At 69.9% G+C, this 17,748-nt stretch carries 22 protein-coding genes and 1 pseudogene; 13 read left to right on the top strand and 10 right to left on the bottom strand.

Going from position 1 to position 17,748, the window contains the following annotated elements; all coding sequences use genetic code 11:
- Position 1 precedes the first annotated feature (1 nt).
- The 11 genes and pseudogenes from ccmC (at position 2) to HLB44_RS29040 (ending at position 7,930) form a co-directional block, all read left to right on the top strand.
- Positions 2-730, top strand: coding sequence for a heme ABC transporter permease CcmC (gene ccmC / locus HLB44_RS29085; protein WP_173131508.1), 729 nt, complete (start codon positions 2-4; stop codon positions 728-730).
- Positions 717-893, top strand: coding sequence for a heme exporter protein CcmD (gene ccmD, locus HLB44_RS29080; RefSeq protein ID WP_173131495.1), 177 nt, complete (start codon positions 717-719; stop codon positions 891-893). The genes ccmC and ccmD overlap by 14 nt, the downstream gene beginning before the upstream one ends.
- The gene (gene ccmE / locus HLB44_RS29075; RefSeq protein ID WP_173131492.1) at positions 890-1,321 is read left to right on the top strand and encodes a cytochrome c maturation protein CcmE; all 432 of its coding nucleotides are present in this window, start codon (positions 890-892) and stop codon (positions 1,319-1,321) included. The genes ccmD and ccmE overlap by 4 nt, the downstream gene beginning before the upstream one ends.
- Positions 1,318-3,267, top strand: coding sequence for a heme lyase CcmF/NrfE family subunit (locus HLB44_RS29070; protein WP_173131489.1), 1,950 nt, complete (start codon positions 1,318-1,320; stop codon positions 3,265-3,267). Before ccmE ends, HLB44_RS29070 begins: the two co-directional genes overlap by 4 nt.
- On the top strand, positions 3,264-3,788 hold the full coding sequence (locus HLB44_RS29065; RefSeq protein WP_173131486.1) for a DsbE family thiol:disulfide interchange protein: 525 nt from the start codon (positions 3,264-3,266) through the stop codon (positions 3,786-3,788). Before HLB44_RS29070 ends, HLB44_RS29065 begins: the two co-directional genes overlap by 4 nt.
- Before the next feature lie 86 nt (positions 3,789-3,874).
- Entirely contained in the window at positions 3,875-4,417 is a 543-nt protein-coding gene (locus HLB44_RS29060; protein WP_343051613.1) for a cytochrome c-type biogenesis protein, read from the top strand.
- The gene (gene ccmI, locus HLB44_RS29055) at positions 4,417-5,361 is read left to right on the top strand and encodes a c-type cytochrome biogenesis protein CcmI (RefSeq protein WP_173131483.1); all 945 of its coding nucleotides are present in this window, start codon (positions 4,417-4,419) and stop codon (positions 5,359-5,361) included. Before HLB44_RS29060 ends, ccmI begins: the two co-directional genes overlap by 1 nt.
- A complete protein-coding gene (locus tag HLB44_RS29050) occupies positions 5,342-5,746 on the top strand; it encodes a PDC sensor domain-containing protein (RefSeq protein WP_173131469.1) in 405 nt (134 codons plus the stop codon). Before ccmI ends, HLB44_RS29050 begins: the two co-directional genes overlap by 20 nt.
- 8 nt (positions 5,747-5,754) lie before the next feature.
- Positions 5,755-6,063: pseudogene (locus HLB44_RS38405) on the top strand (PAS domain-containing protein); the annotation flags it as partial.
- On the top strand, positions 5,960-6,376 hold the full coding sequence (locus HLB44_RS38400) for a diguanylate cyclase domain-containing protein (RefSeq protein WP_173131912.1): 417 nt from the start codon (positions 5,960-5,962) through the stop codon (positions 6,374-6,376). The pseudogene HLB44_RS38405 and the gene HLB44_RS38400, both read left to right, overlap by 104 nt.
- Positions 6,377-6,385: 9 nt before the next feature.
- Positions 6,386-7,930 carry an AMP-binding protein gene (locus tag HLB44_RS29040; protein WP_173131466.1) on the top strand — a complete coding sequence of 515 codons (1,545 nt, stop codon included), beginning with the start codon at positions 6,386-6,388 and terminating at the stop codon, positions 7,928-7,930.
- Between the two features lie 37 nt (positions 7,931-7,967).
- Here HLB44_RS29040 and HLB44_RS29035 read toward each other — a convergent pair whose 3' ends face one another.
- A complete protein-coding gene (locus HLB44_RS29035) occupies positions 7,968-8,183 on the bottom strand; it encodes a hypothetical protein (protein WP_173131463.1) in 216 nt (71 codons plus the stop codon).
- Positions 8,184-8,371: 188 nt separating this feature from the next.
- Between HLB44_RS29035 and gcvA the strand changes: the two genes are divergently transcribed.
- Positions 8,372-9,262, top strand: coding sequence for a transcriptional regulator GcvA (gcvA, locus tag HLB44_RS29030; RefSeq protein WP_173131460.1), 891 nt, complete (start codon positions 8,372-8,374; stop codon positions 9,260-9,262).
- Here gcvA and HLB44_RS29025 read toward each other — a convergent pair.
- The 9 genes from HLB44_RS29025 to HLB44_RS28985 form a co-directional block, all read right to left on the bottom strand.
- Positions 9,247-9,453: a hypothetical protein gene (locus HLB44_RS29025; RefSeq protein ID WP_173131457.1), complete on the bottom strand. Its 207-nt coding sequence runs from the start codon at positions 9,451-9,453 to the stop codon at positions 9,247-9,249. The genes gcvA and HLB44_RS29025 overlap by 16 nt on opposite strands.
- 108 nt (positions 9,454-9,561) lie before the next feature.
- Positions 9,562-10,764 carry a CaiB/BaiF CoA transferase family protein gene (locus HLB44_RS29020; RefSeq protein WP_173131453.1) on the bottom strand — a complete coding sequence of 401 codons (1,203 nt, stop codon included), beginning with the start codon at positions 10,762-10,764 and terminating at the stop codon, positions 9,562-9,564.
- Between the two features lie 5 nt (positions 10,765-10,769).
- On the bottom strand, positions 10,770-11,204 hold the full coding sequence (locus HLB44_RS29015) for a PaaI family thioesterase (RefSeq protein WP_173131450.1): 435 nt from the start codon (positions 11,202-11,204) through the stop codon (positions 10,770-10,772).
- The gene (locus HLB44_RS29010; RefSeq protein ID WP_173131447.1) at positions 11,201-12,193 is read right to left on the bottom strand and encodes a tripartite tricarboxylate transporter substrate binding protein; all 993 of its coding nucleotides are present in this window, start codon (positions 12,191-12,193) and stop codon (positions 11,201-11,203) included. Before HLB44_RS29010 ends, HLB44_RS29015 begins: the two co-directional genes overlap by 4 nt.
- A 27-nt stretch (positions 12,194-12,220) precedes the next feature.
- A complete protein-coding gene (locus tag HLB44_RS29005; protein WP_173131444.1) occupies positions 12,221-13,027 on the bottom strand; it encodes an enoyl-CoA hydratase/isomerase family protein in 807 nt (268 codons plus the stop codon).
- A 14-nt stretch (positions 13,028-13,041) separates the two neighbouring features.
- Positions 13,042-13,812, bottom strand: coding sequence for an SDR family NAD(P)-dependent oxidoreductase (locus HLB44_RS29000; RefSeq protein ID WP_173131442.1), 771 nt, complete (start codon positions 13,810-13,812; stop codon positions 13,042-13,044).
- A 2-nt stretch (positions 13,813-13,814) separates the two neighbouring features.
- Positions 13,815-14,963, bottom strand: a complete 1,149-nt coding sequence (locus HLB44_RS28995) for a thiolase family protein (RefSeq protein ID WP_173131440.1) — start codon at positions 14,961-14,963, stop codon at positions 13,815-13,817.
- A 31-nt stretch (positions 14,964-14,994) separates the two neighbouring features.
- Positions 14,995-15,348 carry a Zn-ribbon domain-containing OB-fold protein gene (locus tag HLB44_RS28990; protein ID WP_173131437.1) on the bottom strand — a complete coding sequence of 118 codons (354 nt, stop codon included), beginning with the start codon at positions 15,346-15,348 and terminating at the stop codon, positions 14,995-14,997.
- Between the two features lie 168 nt (positions 15,349-15,516).
- The gene (locus tag HLB44_RS28985; protein WP_173131421.1) at positions 15,517-16,446 is read right to left on the bottom strand and encodes a LysR family transcriptional regulator; all 930 of its coding nucleotides are present in this window, start codon (positions 16,444-16,446) and stop codon (positions 15,517-15,519) included.
- 85 nt (positions 16,447-16,531) lie between these two features.
- Here HLB44_RS28985 and HLB44_RS28980 point away from each other — a divergent pair, with 85 nt between their 5' ends.
- The gene (locus tag HLB44_RS28980) at positions 16,532-17,725 is read left to right on the top strand and encodes a threonine synthase (protein ID WP_246312529.1); all 1,194 of its coding nucleotides are present in this window, start codon (positions 16,532-16,534) and stop codon (positions 17,723-17,725) included.
- Positions 17,726-17,748: the final 23 nt, after the last annotated feature.

The raw sequence follows: 17,748 nt of genomic DNA, 5'->3' as shown, positions 1-17,748 counted from the left end.
CATGCGACTCAACCATTTCTCGTCGCCGAGCAGCTTCTACCCGCTGGCGGGCCGGCTGCAGCCGTGGTTCGCGCTGGCCGCGCTGGTGCTCGCCGCCGCGGGCCTGTGGCTCGGCTTCTTCGTCGCGCCCACCGATGCGCAGCAGGGCCAGGGCTACCGCATCATCTTCGTGCACGTGCCGGCGAGCTGGCTGTCGATGTTCATCTACCTGGCGATGGCCTTCTGGGCCGCGGTGGGGCTGGTGTTCAACATCCGGCTGGCGTCGATGATGGCCTCGGCGCTGGCGCCCACCGGCGCGCTGTTCGCCGCGCTGTCGCTGTGGACCGGCGCGCTGTGGGGCAAGCCGATGTGGGGCACCTGGTGGGTGTGGGACGCGCGGCTGACCTCGGAGCTGGTGCTGTTGTTCCTGTACCTCGGCTTCCTCGCGCTGCAGTCGGCGATCGACGAGCCGCGGCGCGCCGACAAGGCCGGCGCGATCCTGGCGATCGTCGGCGTGGTCAACGTGCCGATCATCTATTTCTCGGTGCAGTGGTGGAGCACGCTGCACCAGGGCGCGTCGGTGTCGATGACGCGCTCGCCGTCGATGGCGCAGACCATGCTCTGGGCCATGCTGCTGATGGCACTGGCCTTCTGGCTGTACTCGGTGGCCGTCGCGCTGGCCCGGGTGCGCAGCATCATCCTCGAGCGCGAGCGTCATACCGAATGGGTGCAGCACCATGCAGTGGCTTAGCGTCGGCGACTTCTTCGCGATGGGCGGTTACGCCTTCTACGTCTGGGGCAGCGTCGGCGCCTGCGCGCTGGCGATGCTGATCGAGCCGTGGCAGCTGCGGCAGCGCCGCCGCGCCGCGCTGCGTGCCGTGCAGCGCGAGCGCCGCCTCGGAGCCGCGCGATGAAGCCGCGCCACCTGCGGCTGGCCCTGATCGCCGGCGGCCTGGCCGGCGTCAGCGCCGCGTCGGCGCTGGTGCTCAATGCGCTGAACAGCAACGTCGCCTTCTTCTACACGCCGACGCAGATCAGCGCCGGCGAGGCGCCGAAGGACCGCGCGTTCCGCGTCGGCGGCCTGGTCAAGCCGGGCAGCGTCCGGCGCGAGCAGATGACGGTGCACTTCGTCGTCACCGACACGGCCCAGGAGATCCCGGTGCACTACACCGGCATCCTGCCGGACCTGTTCCGCGAGGGCAAAGGCACCGTCGTGCAGGGTCGCCTCGCTGGCGACCGCTTCGCCGCCAGCGAGGTGCTGGCCAAGCACGACGAGAACTACATGCCGCCGGAAGCGCAGCACGCGGTTGATCAGGCGCACAAGAAGGGAGCCCGTCCATGACCACCGAGCTCGGCCACCTGGCCCTGATCCTCGCGCTGCTCGTTGCGCTGGTGCAGGGCACGCTGCCGCTGGTCGGCGCGCAGCGCGGCGTCGGCGGCTGGATTGCACTCGCGCGGCCGGCCGCGCAGGCGCAGGCCGCGCTGGTGGCCTTCGCCTTCGGCTGCCTGATGCTGGCCTTCCTGGCCAACGACTTCTCGGTGCTCTACGTCGCGCAGCACTCGAACTCGCAGCTGCCCGCGCTGTACCGCGCCGCCGCCGTGTGGGGCGGCCACGAGGGCTCGCTGCTGCTGTGGCTGCTGATGCTCAACGGCTGGACGCTGGCCCTGAGCCTGCTGTCGCGCCAGCTGCCCGATCAGATGGTCGCGCGCGTGATCGGGGTGCTCGGCCTGGTGGCCAGCGGCTTCCTGCTCTTCATCCTGCTGAGCTCGAACCCGTTCGAGCGCCTGCTGCCGGCGGCGGCCGACGGGCGTGACCTCAATCCGCTGCTGCAGGATCCGGGCCTCGTGTTCCACCCGCCGATGCTCTACATGGGGTATGTCGGTTTCTCGGTGGCCTTCGGCTTCGCGATCGCGGCGCTGCTGGCCGGCCGGCTGGACGCCGCGTGGGCGCGCTGGTCACGGCCATGGACGACAGTGGCGTGGCTCAACCTGACGCTGGGCATCGGCCTCGGCTCGTGGTGGGCCTACTACGAGCTCGGCTGGGGCGGCTGGTGGTTCTGGGACCCGGTGGAAAACGCCTCGCTGATGCCCTGGCTGGTGGGCACCGCGCTGATCCATTCGCTGGCCGTCACCGAGAAGCGCGGCGTCTTCCGCAACTGGACCGTGCTGCTGGCGATCACCGCGTTCTCGCTGTCGCTGCTGGGCACCTTCCTCGTGCGCTCCGGCGTGCTGACCTCGGTGCACGCCTTCGCCAGCGATCCGAAACGCGGCGTCTTCATCCTCGCCTTCCTGGTCGCGGTGGTCGGCGGCTCGCTCGCGCTGTTCGCCTGGCGCGCGCCGAAGGTCGGCTCAGGCGGCGTGTTCGCGCTGCTCTCGCGCGAGACGCTGCTGCTGGCCAACAACGTGCTGCTGCTGGTGGCCGCCGGCTCGGTGCTGCTGGGCACGCTGTACCCGCTGTTCATCGATGCGCTGGGGCTGGGCAAGCTCTCGGTCGGCCCGCCCTACTTCAACACCGTGCTGCTGCCGATCATGCTGCCGCTGCTGGCGCTGGTGGCGCTGGGCCCGCTGGCCAAGTGGAAGCGGCTCGACGCTCGCGACATGGCGCGCCGGCTGCGCTGGGCCGCGCTGCTGGCGGTGGCCGGTGCCATCGGCATCCCGGTGGCGATGGGCCACTGGACGCCGCTGGTCGGGCTGGGCCTGCTGGCCGCCTTGTGGATCGCCGCCTCCACCGCGGTGCAACTGCGCGAGCGGCTGCGCGCCGGCCGGCCGCCGGCGTCGTTCTGGGGCATGCACCTGGCGCACCTCGGCCTGGCCGTGCTGGTGGCCGGCATCACGCTGGTCAAGGGCTACGAGATCGAGAAGGATGTGAAGATGGCGCCCGGCGACACGCTGGCGATCGGCGGCTACACGCTGAAGATGCTGCGCGTGCAGAGCGTGCCGGGGCCCAACTACACGGCGCAGCGCGGCGAGCTCGAGCTGGCGCAGGACGGCCGCGTGCTGCGCGTGCTGCAGCCGGAGAAGCGCGCCTATGCGTCCTCGCAGATGCCGATGACCGAGAGCGCGATCGACAGCGGCTTCACGCGCGACGTCTACGTCTCGCTCGGCGAAAAGCTCGACGAGCACGGCGCGTGGAGCGTGCGGGCCTACATCAAGCCCTTCGTCTCGTGGATCTGGGCCGGCTGCGTGCTGATGGCGCTGGGCGGCGCGGTGGCCGCGTCAGATCGGCGCTATCGACTCAAGCGCACGCTGCAACGCGAGGCCGCCGTCCCGCAAGGAGTCACCGCATGAAGCGCTACCTGATCCCGCTGGCGCTGTTCCTCGCGCTGGCCGGCTTCCTGGCCCGGGGCCTGACGAGGGACCCGCACGAGCTGCCTTCGCCGCTGATCGGCCGCCAGGCGCCGCTGTTCGAGCTGCCGCAGCTGCAGGCCACCGCGGCATCGTTCACGCCGGCCTCGATGCGCGGCCAGGTCTGGCTGCTCAACGTCTGGGCATCGTGGTGCGGCGCGTGCCGCCAGGAGCATCCGGTGCTGATGGCACTGGCCAAGCGCGGCGACGTACCGCTGGTCGGCCTCGACTACAAGGACGCGCCGGCCGACGCGCAGCGCCTGCTGGCGCAACACGGCGATCCCTACCGCTTGTCGGCGGTCGACCGCGACGGCCGCGCCGGCATGGACTACGGCGTCTACGGCGTGCCCGAGACCTACCTGATCGACCGCGACGGCATCATCCGCTTCAAGCAGGTCGGCCCGCTGACCGAAGCGGTGCTGCGCGACAAGCTGATGCCGCTGGTCAAGGAGCTAAGGAAATGACCCACCCCCGAAGCGCCTTCGGCGATGCCCCCTCGGGCTTCGCCCTCTCCCCCTCGAGGGGGCCGAGCCCGGACGCGAAAGGTCCAGTGGACCTTTCGCGCCTGGCGAGGAGCTGGGCCGCAAGGACCAGCGCGGCCTGCAAGGCACGCCAGCGGACCGGCAGAGCCGGATCCGCGGCGGCCGCTTGGCTCGCAGCGCTGCTGGCCGCCTGCGCACTGGCCGTATCGGCCAAGCCGGCCGAGCCGCTCGCCGACGACGAAGCCGTCGAGCAGCGCCTGATCGGCATCGCCGACGAGCTGCGCTGCCTGGTGTGCCAGAACGAGTCGCTCGCCGGCTCGCGCGCCGAGCTGGCGCAGGACCTGCGGCGCGAGATCCGCACGCTGATCAAGGCCGGCAAGAGCGACGCCGAGGTGATGGACTTCCTCGTCACCCGCTACGGGGATTTCGTGCGTTATCGCCCGCCACTGAAACCCAGCACCTGGCTGCTGTGGGGAGGACCGGGGCTGCTGCTGGTGATCGGCGCCGGTGCGATGGTGGCGATCCTGCGCCGCCGCGAAAACACCGGGCCGGCGCCCTTGAACGACGTTGACCGCGCCCGCGCCGCGCGGCTGCTGCGAGGAGATGCGTGATGGGGACCTTCCTGTTTGCCGCGGTCGGGCTGATCTCGATCACGCTGCTGGTGTTGCTGCGGCCATGGCTGGCGGCACGCGCCGGCACCGGCCGCTCCAGCGCCGCGGCATTGAACGTCGCCGTGGTGCGCGACCAGCTGGCCGAGCTCGAACGCGACCTCGCCGCCGGCGTGCTGGCGCCGGCCGATGCGCGCGAAGCGCGCGACGAATTGCAGCGCCGGCTGCTCGACGACAACGGCGCGACCGGCGCCGCGGCTGCGGCACGCGGCACGCCTGCGGCACGCGGCACGCCTGCGGCAACCATGCTGCTGCTCGCGCTGGCACTGCCGCTGGGTGCGAGCGGCCTCTACGCGCTGCTCGGCACGCCGGCCGCGATGCTGGCCCAGGCGGCGCCGCCCGCGCTGGCGGCGCGCGGCGCGCCGGACGACGCCACGCACCGCGGCATGGCCGCCGGCCCCGCCAGCCCCACCGGCCCCGAAAGCACCGCTGCCACCGGCACGCCGGACGTCGAGCGCATGGTCGCGGGCCTGGCCGCCAAGCTCGAGAAGAACCCCGGCGACAGCGCCGGCTGGGCGATGCTGGCGCGCTCGTACCACGCGCTCGGCCGCATGCCGCAGGCCAAGGCCGCGTTCGAGCGCATCGGCGCGCCGCTGCAGCGCGAGCCGGCGCTGCTGGCCGCCTATGCCGATGTGCTGGCCACGCTGGCCCAAGGCGACATCGAAGGCCAGCCGCTGAAGCTCGTGCACGCGGCGCTCGATATCGACCCGGACCACGGCATGGCGCTGTCGCTCGCCGCGACCGCGGCCTACAAGCGCGGTGACAAGCCACGCGCCGCCCAGCATTGGCGCCGCCTGCTGGCGCAGGTGCCGCCCGGTTCGGCCGACGCGCAGTGGCTCGAAGCGCGCCTCGCCGAGATCGCCGGCAGTGCAGCCGCTGCGCGCTGAGATCCGGACCAGGCGCTTTCGGGTCGAGCGGCTGGCCGTGGGCGGCTTGCTGGTGCTACTCGGCGCTGTCCTGTCCGTCTCGCTCAAGCGCCAACGCGACGCGCTGGGAGCGCAGGAGAGTGACCGCCTCCAGACCCAGGCTCGTGTCGTCGATCAGAACCTGATCCGCCAACTGGAGGGCGCGAACAAGGCGCTCACGGGCGTCCGTGATGAGATCGAACGCCTTGGGCCCGGCGGTGGCAAGGCGGTCATCGCGGGCCGACTCAAGTTGCTGAGCGATGCGATGCCCGGTGTTCGCACCGTGTCCGTCCTGGATGCACACGGAACGATCGTGGCATCCAGCCACCCTGAATTGATCGGCACGAATTCAAGCCAACGCGACTGAGCCTGGCGTTGGAGGGCTCCGGACTCGCCCTGTTCGACTGGGACATCGCAGGCGACCGCATCTACCACGACGCGCAGGCGTCGGCGATGCGAGACGAGCCTGCAGTGGAGACCACGGCATCAGCCGCAGAGTGGCGGTCGTTTGTGCATCCCGACGACTTGGATGCGATGCGAGCGAGCCTGAAGGCAACCCTGAAGGCCGAAGTGCTGGTGTATCACGCCGAATTCCGGATTCGCAAACGCCTCGGAGACTGGTTGTGGGTGCACGCCCGCTGGCGCGTGGTGGAGCGCGACGTCAACGGCCGCGCGGTACGGCTGGCCGGAACAGTTCACGATCATCCTGGAGGGCCTGCGCAGCGCGACCAACGCGAAGACGCTGGCGGGAAAGCTGGTGGAAACGCTAGGAGCCCCGACGGCGCTGGCGGGCAAGCTTTGCGAGATCACGGCCAGCGTTGGCGTGGCCTTGTGGAATGCGGGCGATACTGACGACGCGGAGCTGCTTCGGCGCGCCGATGTAGCACTCTACGAGGCCAAACGACGCGGCCGCAATGGTTACTTCTGCGAGGAGGCTGATGCACTGTCTACGTCCTTCTCGGCGCTGGGTGGACCCTCGGACTTTGTCAGACACTGAGGCCTTGAGGTGAACCTCGCACGCTTGCTGCTGCGCTCCGCGCAGACCGCCGGTGCGCGCCCCGCGGTGCTGCTCGGCATCACGCAGCTGCACGACTACGCGGGCCTCGCGCAGCGCGCCGCCGCGCTGGCAGGCGCCTTGCGCGATCGCCTCGGGCTGCAGCCCGGCGAACGGGTCGGACTCTTCACGCACAACCATCCAGCGGTGCTCGAGATCCTGTTCGGCTGCTGGTGGGCGGGCCTGGCCGTCGTGCCGGTCAATCCGAAGCTGCATCCGCGCGAGGCGCACTACATCCTCGCCCACAGCGGCGCGTCGGCCGCCTTCATCGGCGGCGACATCGGCGGCGGGCTGGGCGATGCCGCGCTGCCGCTGCCCGAGCTGCGCGCGCTGATCGACATCGACTCGGCCGGCTACGCGGCGCTGCTGCAGGCCGGGCGCATCGACGCACCGCTCGAGCGCGCCCCGGGCGACCTGGCGTGGCTGTTCTACACCTCGGGCACCACCGGCCACCCGAAGGGCGTGATGCTCACGCACCGCAACCTGCTGACGATGACGCTGTGCTACTTCAGCGACGTCGACACGGTGCGGCCGCAGGACAGCGCGCTGTACGCGGCGCCGATGTCGCACGGCGCGGGCCTGTACTGCCTGCCGCACGTGCTGGCGGCGGCGCGGCATGTGGTGCCGGAGTCGCGCGGCTTCGACCCGGCGGAGATCCTGGCGCTGGGCCGACGCCTGCGCGGCATCTCGATGTTCGCCGCGCCGACGATGGTGCGCCGCCTGGTCGAACACGCCGCCGCGGCCGGCGAGCACGGCGCCGGGCTGAAGACCATCGTCTACGGCGGCGGCCCGATGTACCTGGAGGACATCCGGCGCGCGCTGCAGGTGCTGGGCCCGCGCTTCGTGCAGATCTACGGCCAGGGCGAGAGCCCGATGACGATCACCGCGCTCGCACGCGCGCACTTCAGCGACACGGCACATCCGCAGCACCTGGAGCGGCTGGCGTCGGTCGGCGTCGCGCAATCGGCGGTCGAGGTGCGCATCGTCGATGGCGACGGCCACGCGCTGCCGCCGCAGAGCACCGGCGAAGTGATCGTCCGCGGCGACAGCGTGATGGCGGGTTACTGGCGCGACGCGGCGGCCACGGCGCAGGCGCTGCGCGAAGGCTGGCTGCACACCGGCGACGTCGGCAGCCTCGACGGCGACGGCTTCCTGACGCTGCGCGATCGTTCGAAGGACGTGATCATCAGTGGCGGCTCGAACATCTACCCGCGCGAGGTCGAGGAGGTGCTGCTGCGCCACCCGGCGGTGGCCGAGGTCTCGGTGATCGGCCGGCGTGATGCCGAGTGGGGCGAGGTCGTCGTCGCCTTCATCGTCGCACGGCCCGGGGCGGTGCTGGAAAGCACGGCGCTCGACGCGCTGTGTCAGCAGCACATCGCCCGCTTCAAGCGGCCGAAGGAATACCACTTCGTCGATGCGCTGCCGAAGAACCACTACGGCAAGGTGCTGAAGACCGAGTTGCGTGCCCGCCTGGCCGCCACCGCGCCGCCGGCCTGACCCCCCTTCCCCGCAACAGAAAGGCCCCGCAGCAGTCTCAGTGCAGGATCGGGCTGACCATCGGCGAGCCGAAGTCGCGGCCGATCAGCGTGCGGGCGAACAGGTAGTTGTTCAGCGCGCGGCGGCTCAGCGCATCCATGTCGACGTGGCCGTCGGCATCGCACGGGAACGCGAGAGCGCGTCCGGCCTGGAACAGCGACTGGAAACGCAGCTCGTAGCCGGTCTGCGCGCTCGTCGTCGAGATGGTCGGCATGTTGGTCTCCGGTGCGTTCGTGCTTCGATGGAGACAACTCTAGGCAGGCTGTGCAACTGCTCCCGCAACCCAGCTTGTCATCGCGCAACGTCGTGTGAACGCCGTGTAGCGCGCGCGTGACAAACGCCGCGCGCCTGCTCGCGGCTTGTCCCGATTGAACCCCGGTCGATCGAGCGCTACGTTGTCGCATGGACCGCCTCCCGCCGCTCAACGCCCTGCGAGCCTTCGAAGCCGCTGCGCGGCACCTGAGCATCACGCTGGCCGCTGACGAACTGCACGTCACCGCCGGCGCCGTGAGCCGACAGATCAAGAGCCTGGAAGAGGCGCTCGGCCTGCCGCTGTTCGAGCGTGGGCATCGGGAGATCACACTCACTCGCAAAGGCGCCGACTACTACCGCAGCATCACCGCGGCGCTCGACCTGATGCGCGACGCAACGCGCAAGCTGACGCGGACCCGGCAGCGCAAGCAATTGAAGATACGCGCCTACACCACCTTCGCGATGCGCTGGCTGATTCCGCGCCTGTCGGGCTTCCATGCAGCGCATCGCGACATCGAGGTGTTGTTGAAGGCATCGCTCGAGCCGGTGGATTTCCGCAAGGAAGACATCGACGGCGCGATCCGCCTCGGCGATGGCCGGTTTGCCGGCGCACACAGCCACCGGCTGGTCCCGAACATCCTGTCTCCGGTGGCCAGCCCGGCGCTGCTGCAGTCCGGCCCGAAGCTGAAGAAGCCGGCCGACCTGGCCCGCCACACGCTGCTGCACTCGATCGCCCGGCCGGACGACTGGGCCACGTGGCTGGAAGCCGCCGGCGCCGGCAACAGCGTCGATGCCCGTGCCGGCATGACCTACGAGAGCTCGGCGATGGCGTATGCCGCCGCCATCGAGGGCCAGGGGCTGGCGATCGCGCAGCTCTTTCTCGTCGCCAAGGATCTGGAGGATGGCCGGCTCGTGCAGCCGTTTCGCAAGACGGTGGACATGGGCGACTTCACGTACTACCTGCTGACACCGAGCCACCGCGAGGAGAGCGCCAACATGGCGACCTTCCGCACCTGGCTGCTCGATCAGTTCAGGACCTGACGCACCGCCGGCCGTGCCGTCGCCCGCCCGACCACGGCGCGCGCGTAGAGGTAGTTGTTGCGTGCCCGATCGCTGAGCGTGTTCATGTCGACCCGGCCTTGCGCGTCGCAGGGGAAGACATAGCCGCGGCCGGCGACGAAGAGGTCATCGAAGCGCAGTTCGTAGGTGTGTTCGGTGCTGGCGCGGGTCATGGTGCTGCTCCTGGTTGAACCGGGCCGCTGCTGGCCCTTGCGTTCAACTCTAGGCAGCCGCCGACGTCGCTTCAATCGAGTTCGCGGCCCGCTTCGCTTGAGCAAATCTCAAGCTGCGGTGCAATGAGCCGCTCGCGCCTGCTGCAGCACCTGGATCTCGTCCTCGTCGAAGCCTGCCGCGTGCAGGACCTCTCGCGTGTGTTCGCCGCAGGCCGGCGCCGGGCGATGGGCTTGCGCATTGGACGTCGCACTGTCGACCGGAAAGCCCGGCATGCGCAGCCGGCCATGCTGCGGATGGTTCACCTCTGCCAGCATCGCGTTGGCCGCCACTTGCGGATGCTCGAGCAGGTCGTCGTAGCCGGCGACGCGCGCGCACAGGATGTCGGCGCCGCGCAGCAGCGGCAGCCACTCGTCGGTCGTCCGCGTCTGCAGCACCTCGGTCAGCAGCGTCACCATGTCGTGCCGATGGGCGACCCGCGACGGGGAGCTCGCGAAACGGGGATCGCTCACCAGGTGTGGCAGGCCGAGCAGCTCGCACAGCCGGACCCAGCGCTCGGGCATGTAGGCAGCGATCATCAACCAGCCATCGCTCGTGCGGAAGGCCTGATTCGGCGCCGCGTACGGCGCGGCGCTGCCCGTGCGCTCGGGCAGACGGCCGTCGGCGCAATAGCTGGTGATCGACGACTGCTGCAGCGCCAGCGCGCTGTTCAGCAGGTTCACGTCCAGTTGGCCTCCCTGCCCGTCGCGCGCACGCTGCGCCAGCTTCGCCAGCACCGCCATCACGGCAACATAACCCGTCATCACGTCGACCACGGGCGCCTGAACCTTGCACGGCTCGGCGCCTTCGGTGCCGATCAGGCTCATCAGTCCGGAGTCGGCCTGGATGATGCCGTCGACCCCGGCGCGCCCGGCGTATGGCCCACGCTGCCCGTAGGCCGAGATCGAGCAGTAGATCAGCGCCGGATGCTCGACCACCAGCGCCTCGAAGCCCAGGCCCAGGCGGTCCATGACGCCGGGCCGCATGCTCTCGACCAGCACGTCGGCCTGGGCGATCAGCCGCCGCGCCGCCGCCAGCCCGGAACCGGATTTCAGGTCCAGCGCGACGCCGAGCTTGTTGCGGTTGAAGGCATGGAACAGCGCCGAGTCGTCGCCGATCCAGCCGGGTCCGAGGCCGCGGCCAAGCTCACCTTCGGGCGCCTCGATCTTGATGACCCGCGCGCCCATGTCGGCGAGCAGCATCGTGCAGGTCGGGCCGGCCCCGATCTGCGTGAAGTCGACGACCGTCAGGCCGTCCAGTGCGTGGCGCAACATCGTGTTCAAGCCTCCGTGGGATGGGCGCTGCGCTTGAACGCGCCCTGCGCGGTCGCAATCAGCTGGCCGGACGAGTCGACCAATTCGCCGCTGGCGAAATACAGCGAGCGGCCGCGGCGCGTCACGCGGCCCGTGGCGCGCAGCCGGCCAACGCCCGCGCTCGCGAGGTAGTTGATGTTCAGCGTCACGGTCACCGCATGACCGAGCGCGTCGCCATCGGCTGCCACCAGGCCGGCGTACCCGCAGGCCGCGTCGAGCAAGGTCGCGACCACGCCGCCTTGCAGCTTGCGCTGGCGGTTCAGGTGGCGCGGCTGCACGTCGAGCTCGAAGCTCGCCCGTCCGGCGGCGATATCGACGAGCCGGATCGCCAGGTGCTGCAGCAGCGGGTTGTCGGCCGCTGCAGCGACATCGGCGACACCATCCAGCAGCGCGGCACTCATGGCGCCACCTTGATCTGGTGGTCCTTGATGACGCGTTCCCAACGCTGCAGTTCGCTGGCGATGAAGGTCTTGAGCGCTGCCGGCGTCGAGCTCTGCGTCTCGAAACCCTGTTGCGCGAGCTGCCGGCTCACCGCCGGATCCTGGAGTGCTGAGACCATCGCCGTGTTGAGCTTGTCGACCACCGCTTTCGGCGTCTTCGCCGGGGCCAGCAGGCTGTACCAGAGGCTGGCTTCGTAGTTCTTCATGCCCGCGTCGCCGAAGGTCAGCAGCTCGGGCATCAGCGCCGAGCGCTTCTGGCCGGCCACACCGATCGCGCGCAGCTTGCCCGATTGCACGAAGGGCGCCGCAGACGCATAGGTCGCGAACGAGATCTGCACCTGTCCGGCCACCAGGTCCGAGATCGACGGGCCGGTGCCGCGGTACGGCACGTGCAGCATCTCGGCCTTGGCGAGCTTGGCGAACACCTCGCCGGCCAGATGCTGCGGCGTGCCGTTGCCGGGGCTGCTGTAGCTCAACTTGCCGGGGTTGGAGCGGGTGTAGGCCAGGAACTCCGGCAAGGTCTTGTAGGGCTGCTGCGGATGGGCCACCAGCAGCAGCGGCACCGACGCGATCAGCCCGACCGGCTCGAAGTCGTGCTCGATGCGGAAGGGCACCTTCATGTCGAGGAACGGATTCATCGTCACCTGGCTCGACGCGATGACCAGCGTGTGGCCGTCGGGTGCCGCGCGGGCCACCTGGTCGGCGCCGATGTTGCCGCCGGCCCCGGGCTTGTTCTCGATGACGATGGTCTGGCCCAGCAGCTGCGCCATGCGCGGCGCAAGGGCCCGGGCCAGGATGTCGTTGCCGCCGCCGGGGGCGAACGGCACGACGAGCGTGATCGGCTTCTGTTGCGCAAAGGTGGACTGGCCGAGCGCCGGTGCGGCGGCGACGCCAGCCAGCAGGGCCGCGGCAAGCACGACGTTCCGTCGCGGGAGTCGGAGAGAGTTCATGGTGATCCTTCGAAGGCAATGATCGATTCAGCGTCCGGCGAACACCGGCGCCCGCTTGTCGGCGAAGGCCTGGCGCCCTTCGATCCGGTCCTGCGTATCCCGCAGCGCGCCCCAGGTCAGCTCGGTGAGCTGCTGTGCATCGCTATCACTCAAATGCAGCGTCTGCCGCGACAGCCGCTTGATCGCCTGCACCGCCAGCGGCGCGTTGGCCGCGATGGCGGCGGCGAGCGCGAGCGCACGGTCGAGCAGCGCTGCCGGCTCGACCACCTCGCTGACCAGGCCGATGTGCTGCGCGTGCGCGGCGCCGATGCGTTCGCCGGTCAGGGCCATCTGCATCGCATGCGCCGGCGGCACCGCCCTCAGCAGCCGATGCAGGCCGCCGACGGCCGGGATCGAACCGACGCGTGCTTCCGGCAAGCCGAACTGCGCAGTGGCCGACGCGATGCGCAGGTCGCACTGCAGCGCCAGCTCCAGGCCCGCGCCGAGGCAGTGGCCGTTGATCGCCGCGATCATCGGCTTGTTCAGGCCCAGCTCGGCCAGGTCCATCAGCCGGATGTACAGGCCGAGGTCCGCCGCGGCCTCGGTGCTGCGGAACACGGCTTCGGCATACGAGGCGGGCGAAGCGCGCGTGCCCTTGAGGTCGGCGCCGGCGCAGAACGCGCGCGTGCCGGCGCCGGTGAGCACGGCGACGCGCAGGTCACTGCGGTCGCGCAGCTCGACCAGCGCGGCCCGCAGCGCGCGCAGCGTCTCGATGCCGAGTGCATTCATCGCATCGGGCCGGTCGATCGTGATGATCCCGACGCCGTCCTGCGCGTCGAATCGGATGGAGTTCATCATTCGACCTCCCCTCACACGCTCGGCGACGACAGGCTGCGGCCACCGCAGACGTACAGCGTCTGGCCGGTGACGTACGAGGCCATCGGGTCGAGGAAGAAGACCACCGCGTTGGCGATGTCGTCGGCGCTGCCGATGCGCCGCACCGGCACCGAGTCCTTGAGCCGGGCCTGCACCTCGGGCGCGAAGTTGCGGAACAGCGGCGTGTCGACGATGCCGGGCGCCACGGCGTTGACCGTCACGCCCTTGGCGGCGAACTCGATCGCGAGCGAGCGCGTCAGGCTCACCACGCCGCCCTTGGCGGACGCGTAGTTGGCCTGGCCGAAACCGCCCAGCCAGGCGCGCGACGAGATGTTGACGATGCGTCCGGACTGCCGCTCGACCATGCCGGGCAGCACCGCGCGGCAGCACAGGAACTGCGAGCGCAGATTGGTGTTGATCACCAGGTCCCAGTCCTCGTCTGTCATGCTCAGGAAGCGCTTGTCGCGCACCGCGCCGGCGTTGTTGACCAGGTGGTCGATGCGGCCGGCCTGCTGCAGCACCTGGGCGATCGCATCGTTGACACCCGTGGCGTCGGTCAGGTCGACCGTGACGCCGAGCGCGCGGTGGCCGTCGGCCTGCAGCGCGGCAACGGCCTCGTCGAGCGCCGCGGCATCGCGGTCCAGCAGCGCGACGGTGAGGCCTTCCTGCGCGAGGCGCTGGGCGATGCCCAGGCCGATGCCGCGCGCGGCGCCGGTCACCACGGCGACTTCGCCGGCGTTGAATCGTTGGTTCTGCGTGCTCATGCTCAGACTCCCAGCAGGTGGACCGAAGACGCGGCGTGGTCGACGCCGGCGATGCCGCCGCCGGTGCATTGCGTCAGCCCGATGCGCGCGCCCGCGACCTGGCGCGTACCGGCGCGGCCCTGCAGGTGCCACATCACCTCGACCATTTGCGCGACGCCGGTGGCCCCCAGCGGATGCCCCTTGGCCAGCAGCCCGCCGCTGGGGTTCACCGGCACGCGGCCGCCGAGCCGGGTTGCGCCCGACTTCAGCAGCGCCACCGCGTCGCCGCGCGGCGCGAGCTGCAGCGCCTCGTAGTACAGCAGCTCGGCGATCGTGAAGGCGTCGTGCAGCTCGACGACATCGACATCCGACGGCGCGACGCCGGCCTGTTCGTAGGCCTGGGCTGCCGCACGCGCGGTGATCTCGGCATCGAGGATGTCGTCGTCGGCGCGCTCGCGCAGGCCCGAGACGACCACCGACGACAGCAGCTTCACCGGCCGCGTCGCCACGCGATCGGTGCGCGTGCTGAGCACGACGGCGGCGGCACCATCGACCTGCGACGGGCAGCACTGCAACAGCGTCAGCGGGTCGGCGATCATTCGCGAGGCCAGCACCTCGTCGATCGTGGTCTCGCTGCGCTGCTGCGCGTATTCGTTCAGCGAGCCGTGGTGCCGGTTCTTCACCGCCACGGCCGCCAGGTCGGCCGGCTGCGCATCGCGCTCGTGCAGGAAGCGCGTTCCGCGCATCGCGTAGACGGCCGGCAGCACCATGCCGGCGCGGGCATAGAGCTCGGTCTTGTGGTCGTTGCGCTGCAGCGGGATGGTGCCGCCGCCGAGCGCGGTCAGTTGCTCGATGCCGAACACCAGCACCGTGTCGTATTGCCCGGCCATCAGCGCGTGGCGCGCCAGGTGCACCGCGGTGGCGCCGCTGGCGCAGGCGTTCTCGACGTTGTAGACCGGGATGCCGCGGAAGCCGAGGTCGCGCACCACGAGTTGGCCGAGGATCATGCCGCCGAGCACGTTGGCGCAGTAGATCGCCTGCACGTCGCCCACGCCGACGCCGGCGTCGGCCAGGGCCTTCAGGATCGCCTGCTGCGCGAGCTCGGGCGCCAACACGCCGGGGTGGCGGCCGAAGCGCGTCATGGCGCCGCCGGTGATGTGGATGTCTTGCATGGATGTCTTCCGGTGGGGTGAGTGGCGAGGCTCAGGAGCCGACAGTGGTGAAGACGTAGCCGAAGCTCGCGTCGGGACGCGCTCGGTAGCGCGCGCCGATCACCGGGCGCGCCGCACCGACCAGGCGGCCGAAGATGCGCACCGGCCCGGGGAAGTCGACGAAGCCGAGCGCGTAAGGCGCCAGGCCGGTCTTCGCACCGGGGTGGATCACCGTGTAGCTGTAGACGCAGCCGATGTCGGCGACGGGCACGGTCTCGTGCCGATGCGCCAGTGGTGCCTCGGCAGGCAACGCAGGGAACACGATCTCGCCGGTGGCGACATCGCGCGAGGCGAGCAGCGCGGCTTCGGGTCCGGTGCTCCACAGGGGATAGGACAGTTCGGGCATGGGGCGGGGTCTCTCGTTGCGGGGGTGAATCGGTGGCGTGCTGCTAGTCTTGTTTCCAGCAGCTCGATTCACAAACGAGATTTGCGGCGACTTCGATTGAGCAAAAGTCAATCAAGCGGCGCGACCGCACACGCGGCCGATCTCACCGAACGACGGCGAGTCAGGTCGTCAGCCCACCATGCTCCACGCGGGTCGGACGCGCAGGGTGACCTCTCGGCGGCACAGGCTGACGAACTCCTGCGCCGCGCGTGACTGGGGCAGGCGGGGATTGAAAGCCAGCAGCGCACGAAAGTGCAGTTCGAACGCCAGCGGAATGCAGCGCAGGCCGAGCGCGACGAACTCTCGCGCCACCAGCGGATTCGTCACGGCCAGTCCGGCGCCTGCCAGCACCAGCGCACACTGCGTCGCGCTGAAGGGGGTTTCGATCACGAAGCGCGGTTCGATGCCCTGCTGCGCAAAGGCCGCTTCCAGGCGCCGCTGCGCAGGATCCAGCGGCGACAGCGCCACCAGCGGCACCTCTCGCAGGTCCTGAATCTGCAGCGAAGCCCTGCGCGCCATCGGGTGGGCCGCAGGCAGGACGCACACGGCCGCTACCTCGTAGAAGAGCGAGGAGATCAGGCCGCTGGTGTCCGCCTCGTCGCCAAGAAACGCCATGTCGACCGCGCCTTGAAGCAAGCTCTCTCGCAAGCCCCTCGAGCTGTCCACCAGCAACTGGCATCGGGTCCGCGGATAACTGCGCTGGAACTCGGTCAACGCCCACGGCATGACACTGGCCGCCAGGGCATGCAGTGAGCCGATTCGCAGCACGGTCTCGGCATGCGTCTGCAGTGCAAGGATCTTGCGCTGCACCGCATCGAGCCCCTCGTAGACCCGCTCCACCTCCTCCATCAAGGCATGCGCCTCCGGCGTCGGCACCAGCTTGCCCTTGCGGCGCTCGAACAGCTTGAGGCCGGATCGGCCTTCGAACTGTTGAAGGATCTGTGTCACGGCCGGCTGGCTGACGTGCAGCGCAGCGGCGGCACGGTTGGCCGTGCCCAGCCGCATGACCATGCGAAAGACTTCGATCTGACGTGCGCTGACCTCTTTGGGATCCTGCATCAGCGTGCCCTCGCATAAGTTTCACTTATTCTAGAGTTGGAAGAGTCGAGACCACAGGAGGGCCGATCGTTCCTACCATCTGCTCATGAATCAGCGCTTCTTGACTGTGGACGACAGCGCGGCGAGGCCGGCTTCGATCAGACGCAATGCGATGGCCGGCCTGCGCTGCATGGGCTGCACGCGCCGATATCCGTTGCAGGACATGCCCACGGGCTGCCCGGAATGCGCCGGCCGAGGCACCCCCGCCAGTCTGGAGGTCGTGTACGGCGCACTGCCGAAGACCCTTCAGCCCGCCAGCTCAGGTTATAGGTGGGGGGCATGGCTGCCGTACACGCAGGGCATCTCGCTGGCCGAAGGCAACACGCCCTGCATGGACCTTCCGCGGCTGGCGCGCGAGCTGGGCGTGCGGCAGCTGAGTGCCAAGGTCGAGGCGATGAACCCGACCGGCTCGCACAAGGACCGCATGTCGGCACAGGGCATCAACCGGGCGCTGGATGTCGGCGCGCGCACCGTCGTGCTGGCGTCGAGCGGCAATGCCGCCGTTTCAGCGGCCGTCTATTGCGCGGTTGCGGGCCTTCGCTGCGAGGTCGCGACGTATCGCCAGATGCCCGAGCCCTATGTGCGGGCGCTCTCCCGCTTCGGAGCAAAGCGCGTGCTATTCGATCGAAGCCGCGACCGATGGGAACATGTGCGCCGGCAGGTCGAAAGCGAGGGCGCATTTGCCCTCACGAACTACCACGTACCCGCCATTGGCAGCTCGGTCTTCTGCGTCGAGGCCTACCGCGCCGTGGCGCTCGAGTGCGCGGCCGACGCTTGCCTGCCAGACCACATCATCGTTCCTACCGCACGAGGCGACCTGCTCTGGGGCCTGCACAGCGGCCTGCGCGACTTGCTGGCGGCGGGCCTCATCCCGCACATGCCGAAGCTCTGGGCGGTCGAACCCTTTCCGCGCTTGAGCCGCGTGCTGGCCGGTGCTCCGCTTCAATCGGAGTTCGAAGGGCTGACGGCCCAGTCCTCGATTGCCGGCAGCACCGTCACGCTGCAGCAGGAGCTTGCGGTCCGCCAATCCGGCGGTGGCGCCGTCGTCGTCAATGACGCGGAAGCCGCCAAGGGTGTCTCTCAGCTGGCAGCCCAGGGCTTGTGGGTCGAGCTGTGCGCCGGCGCGGGTGTCGGCGCACTGGCGAGCCTGCGCAGGCAAGGCGACATCGCGCCGTCGGACCATGCCCTGCTGCTGCTGACTGCCCGAGGCGATCGCGACAGCTTTCATGTCGCGCAGTAGCCCATCCATCCCATTCCCGCCAC

Source organism: Pseudaquabacterium terrae (genome assembly GCF_013266755.1).
GTDB lineage: Bacteria > Pseudomonadota > Gammaproteobacteria > Burkholderiales > Burkholderiaceae_C > Pseudaquabacterium > Pseudaquabacterium terrae.
The sequence above is the reverse complement of the archived record's forward strand: the minus strand, read 5'-3'. Positions and strand labels throughout refer to the sequence as shown.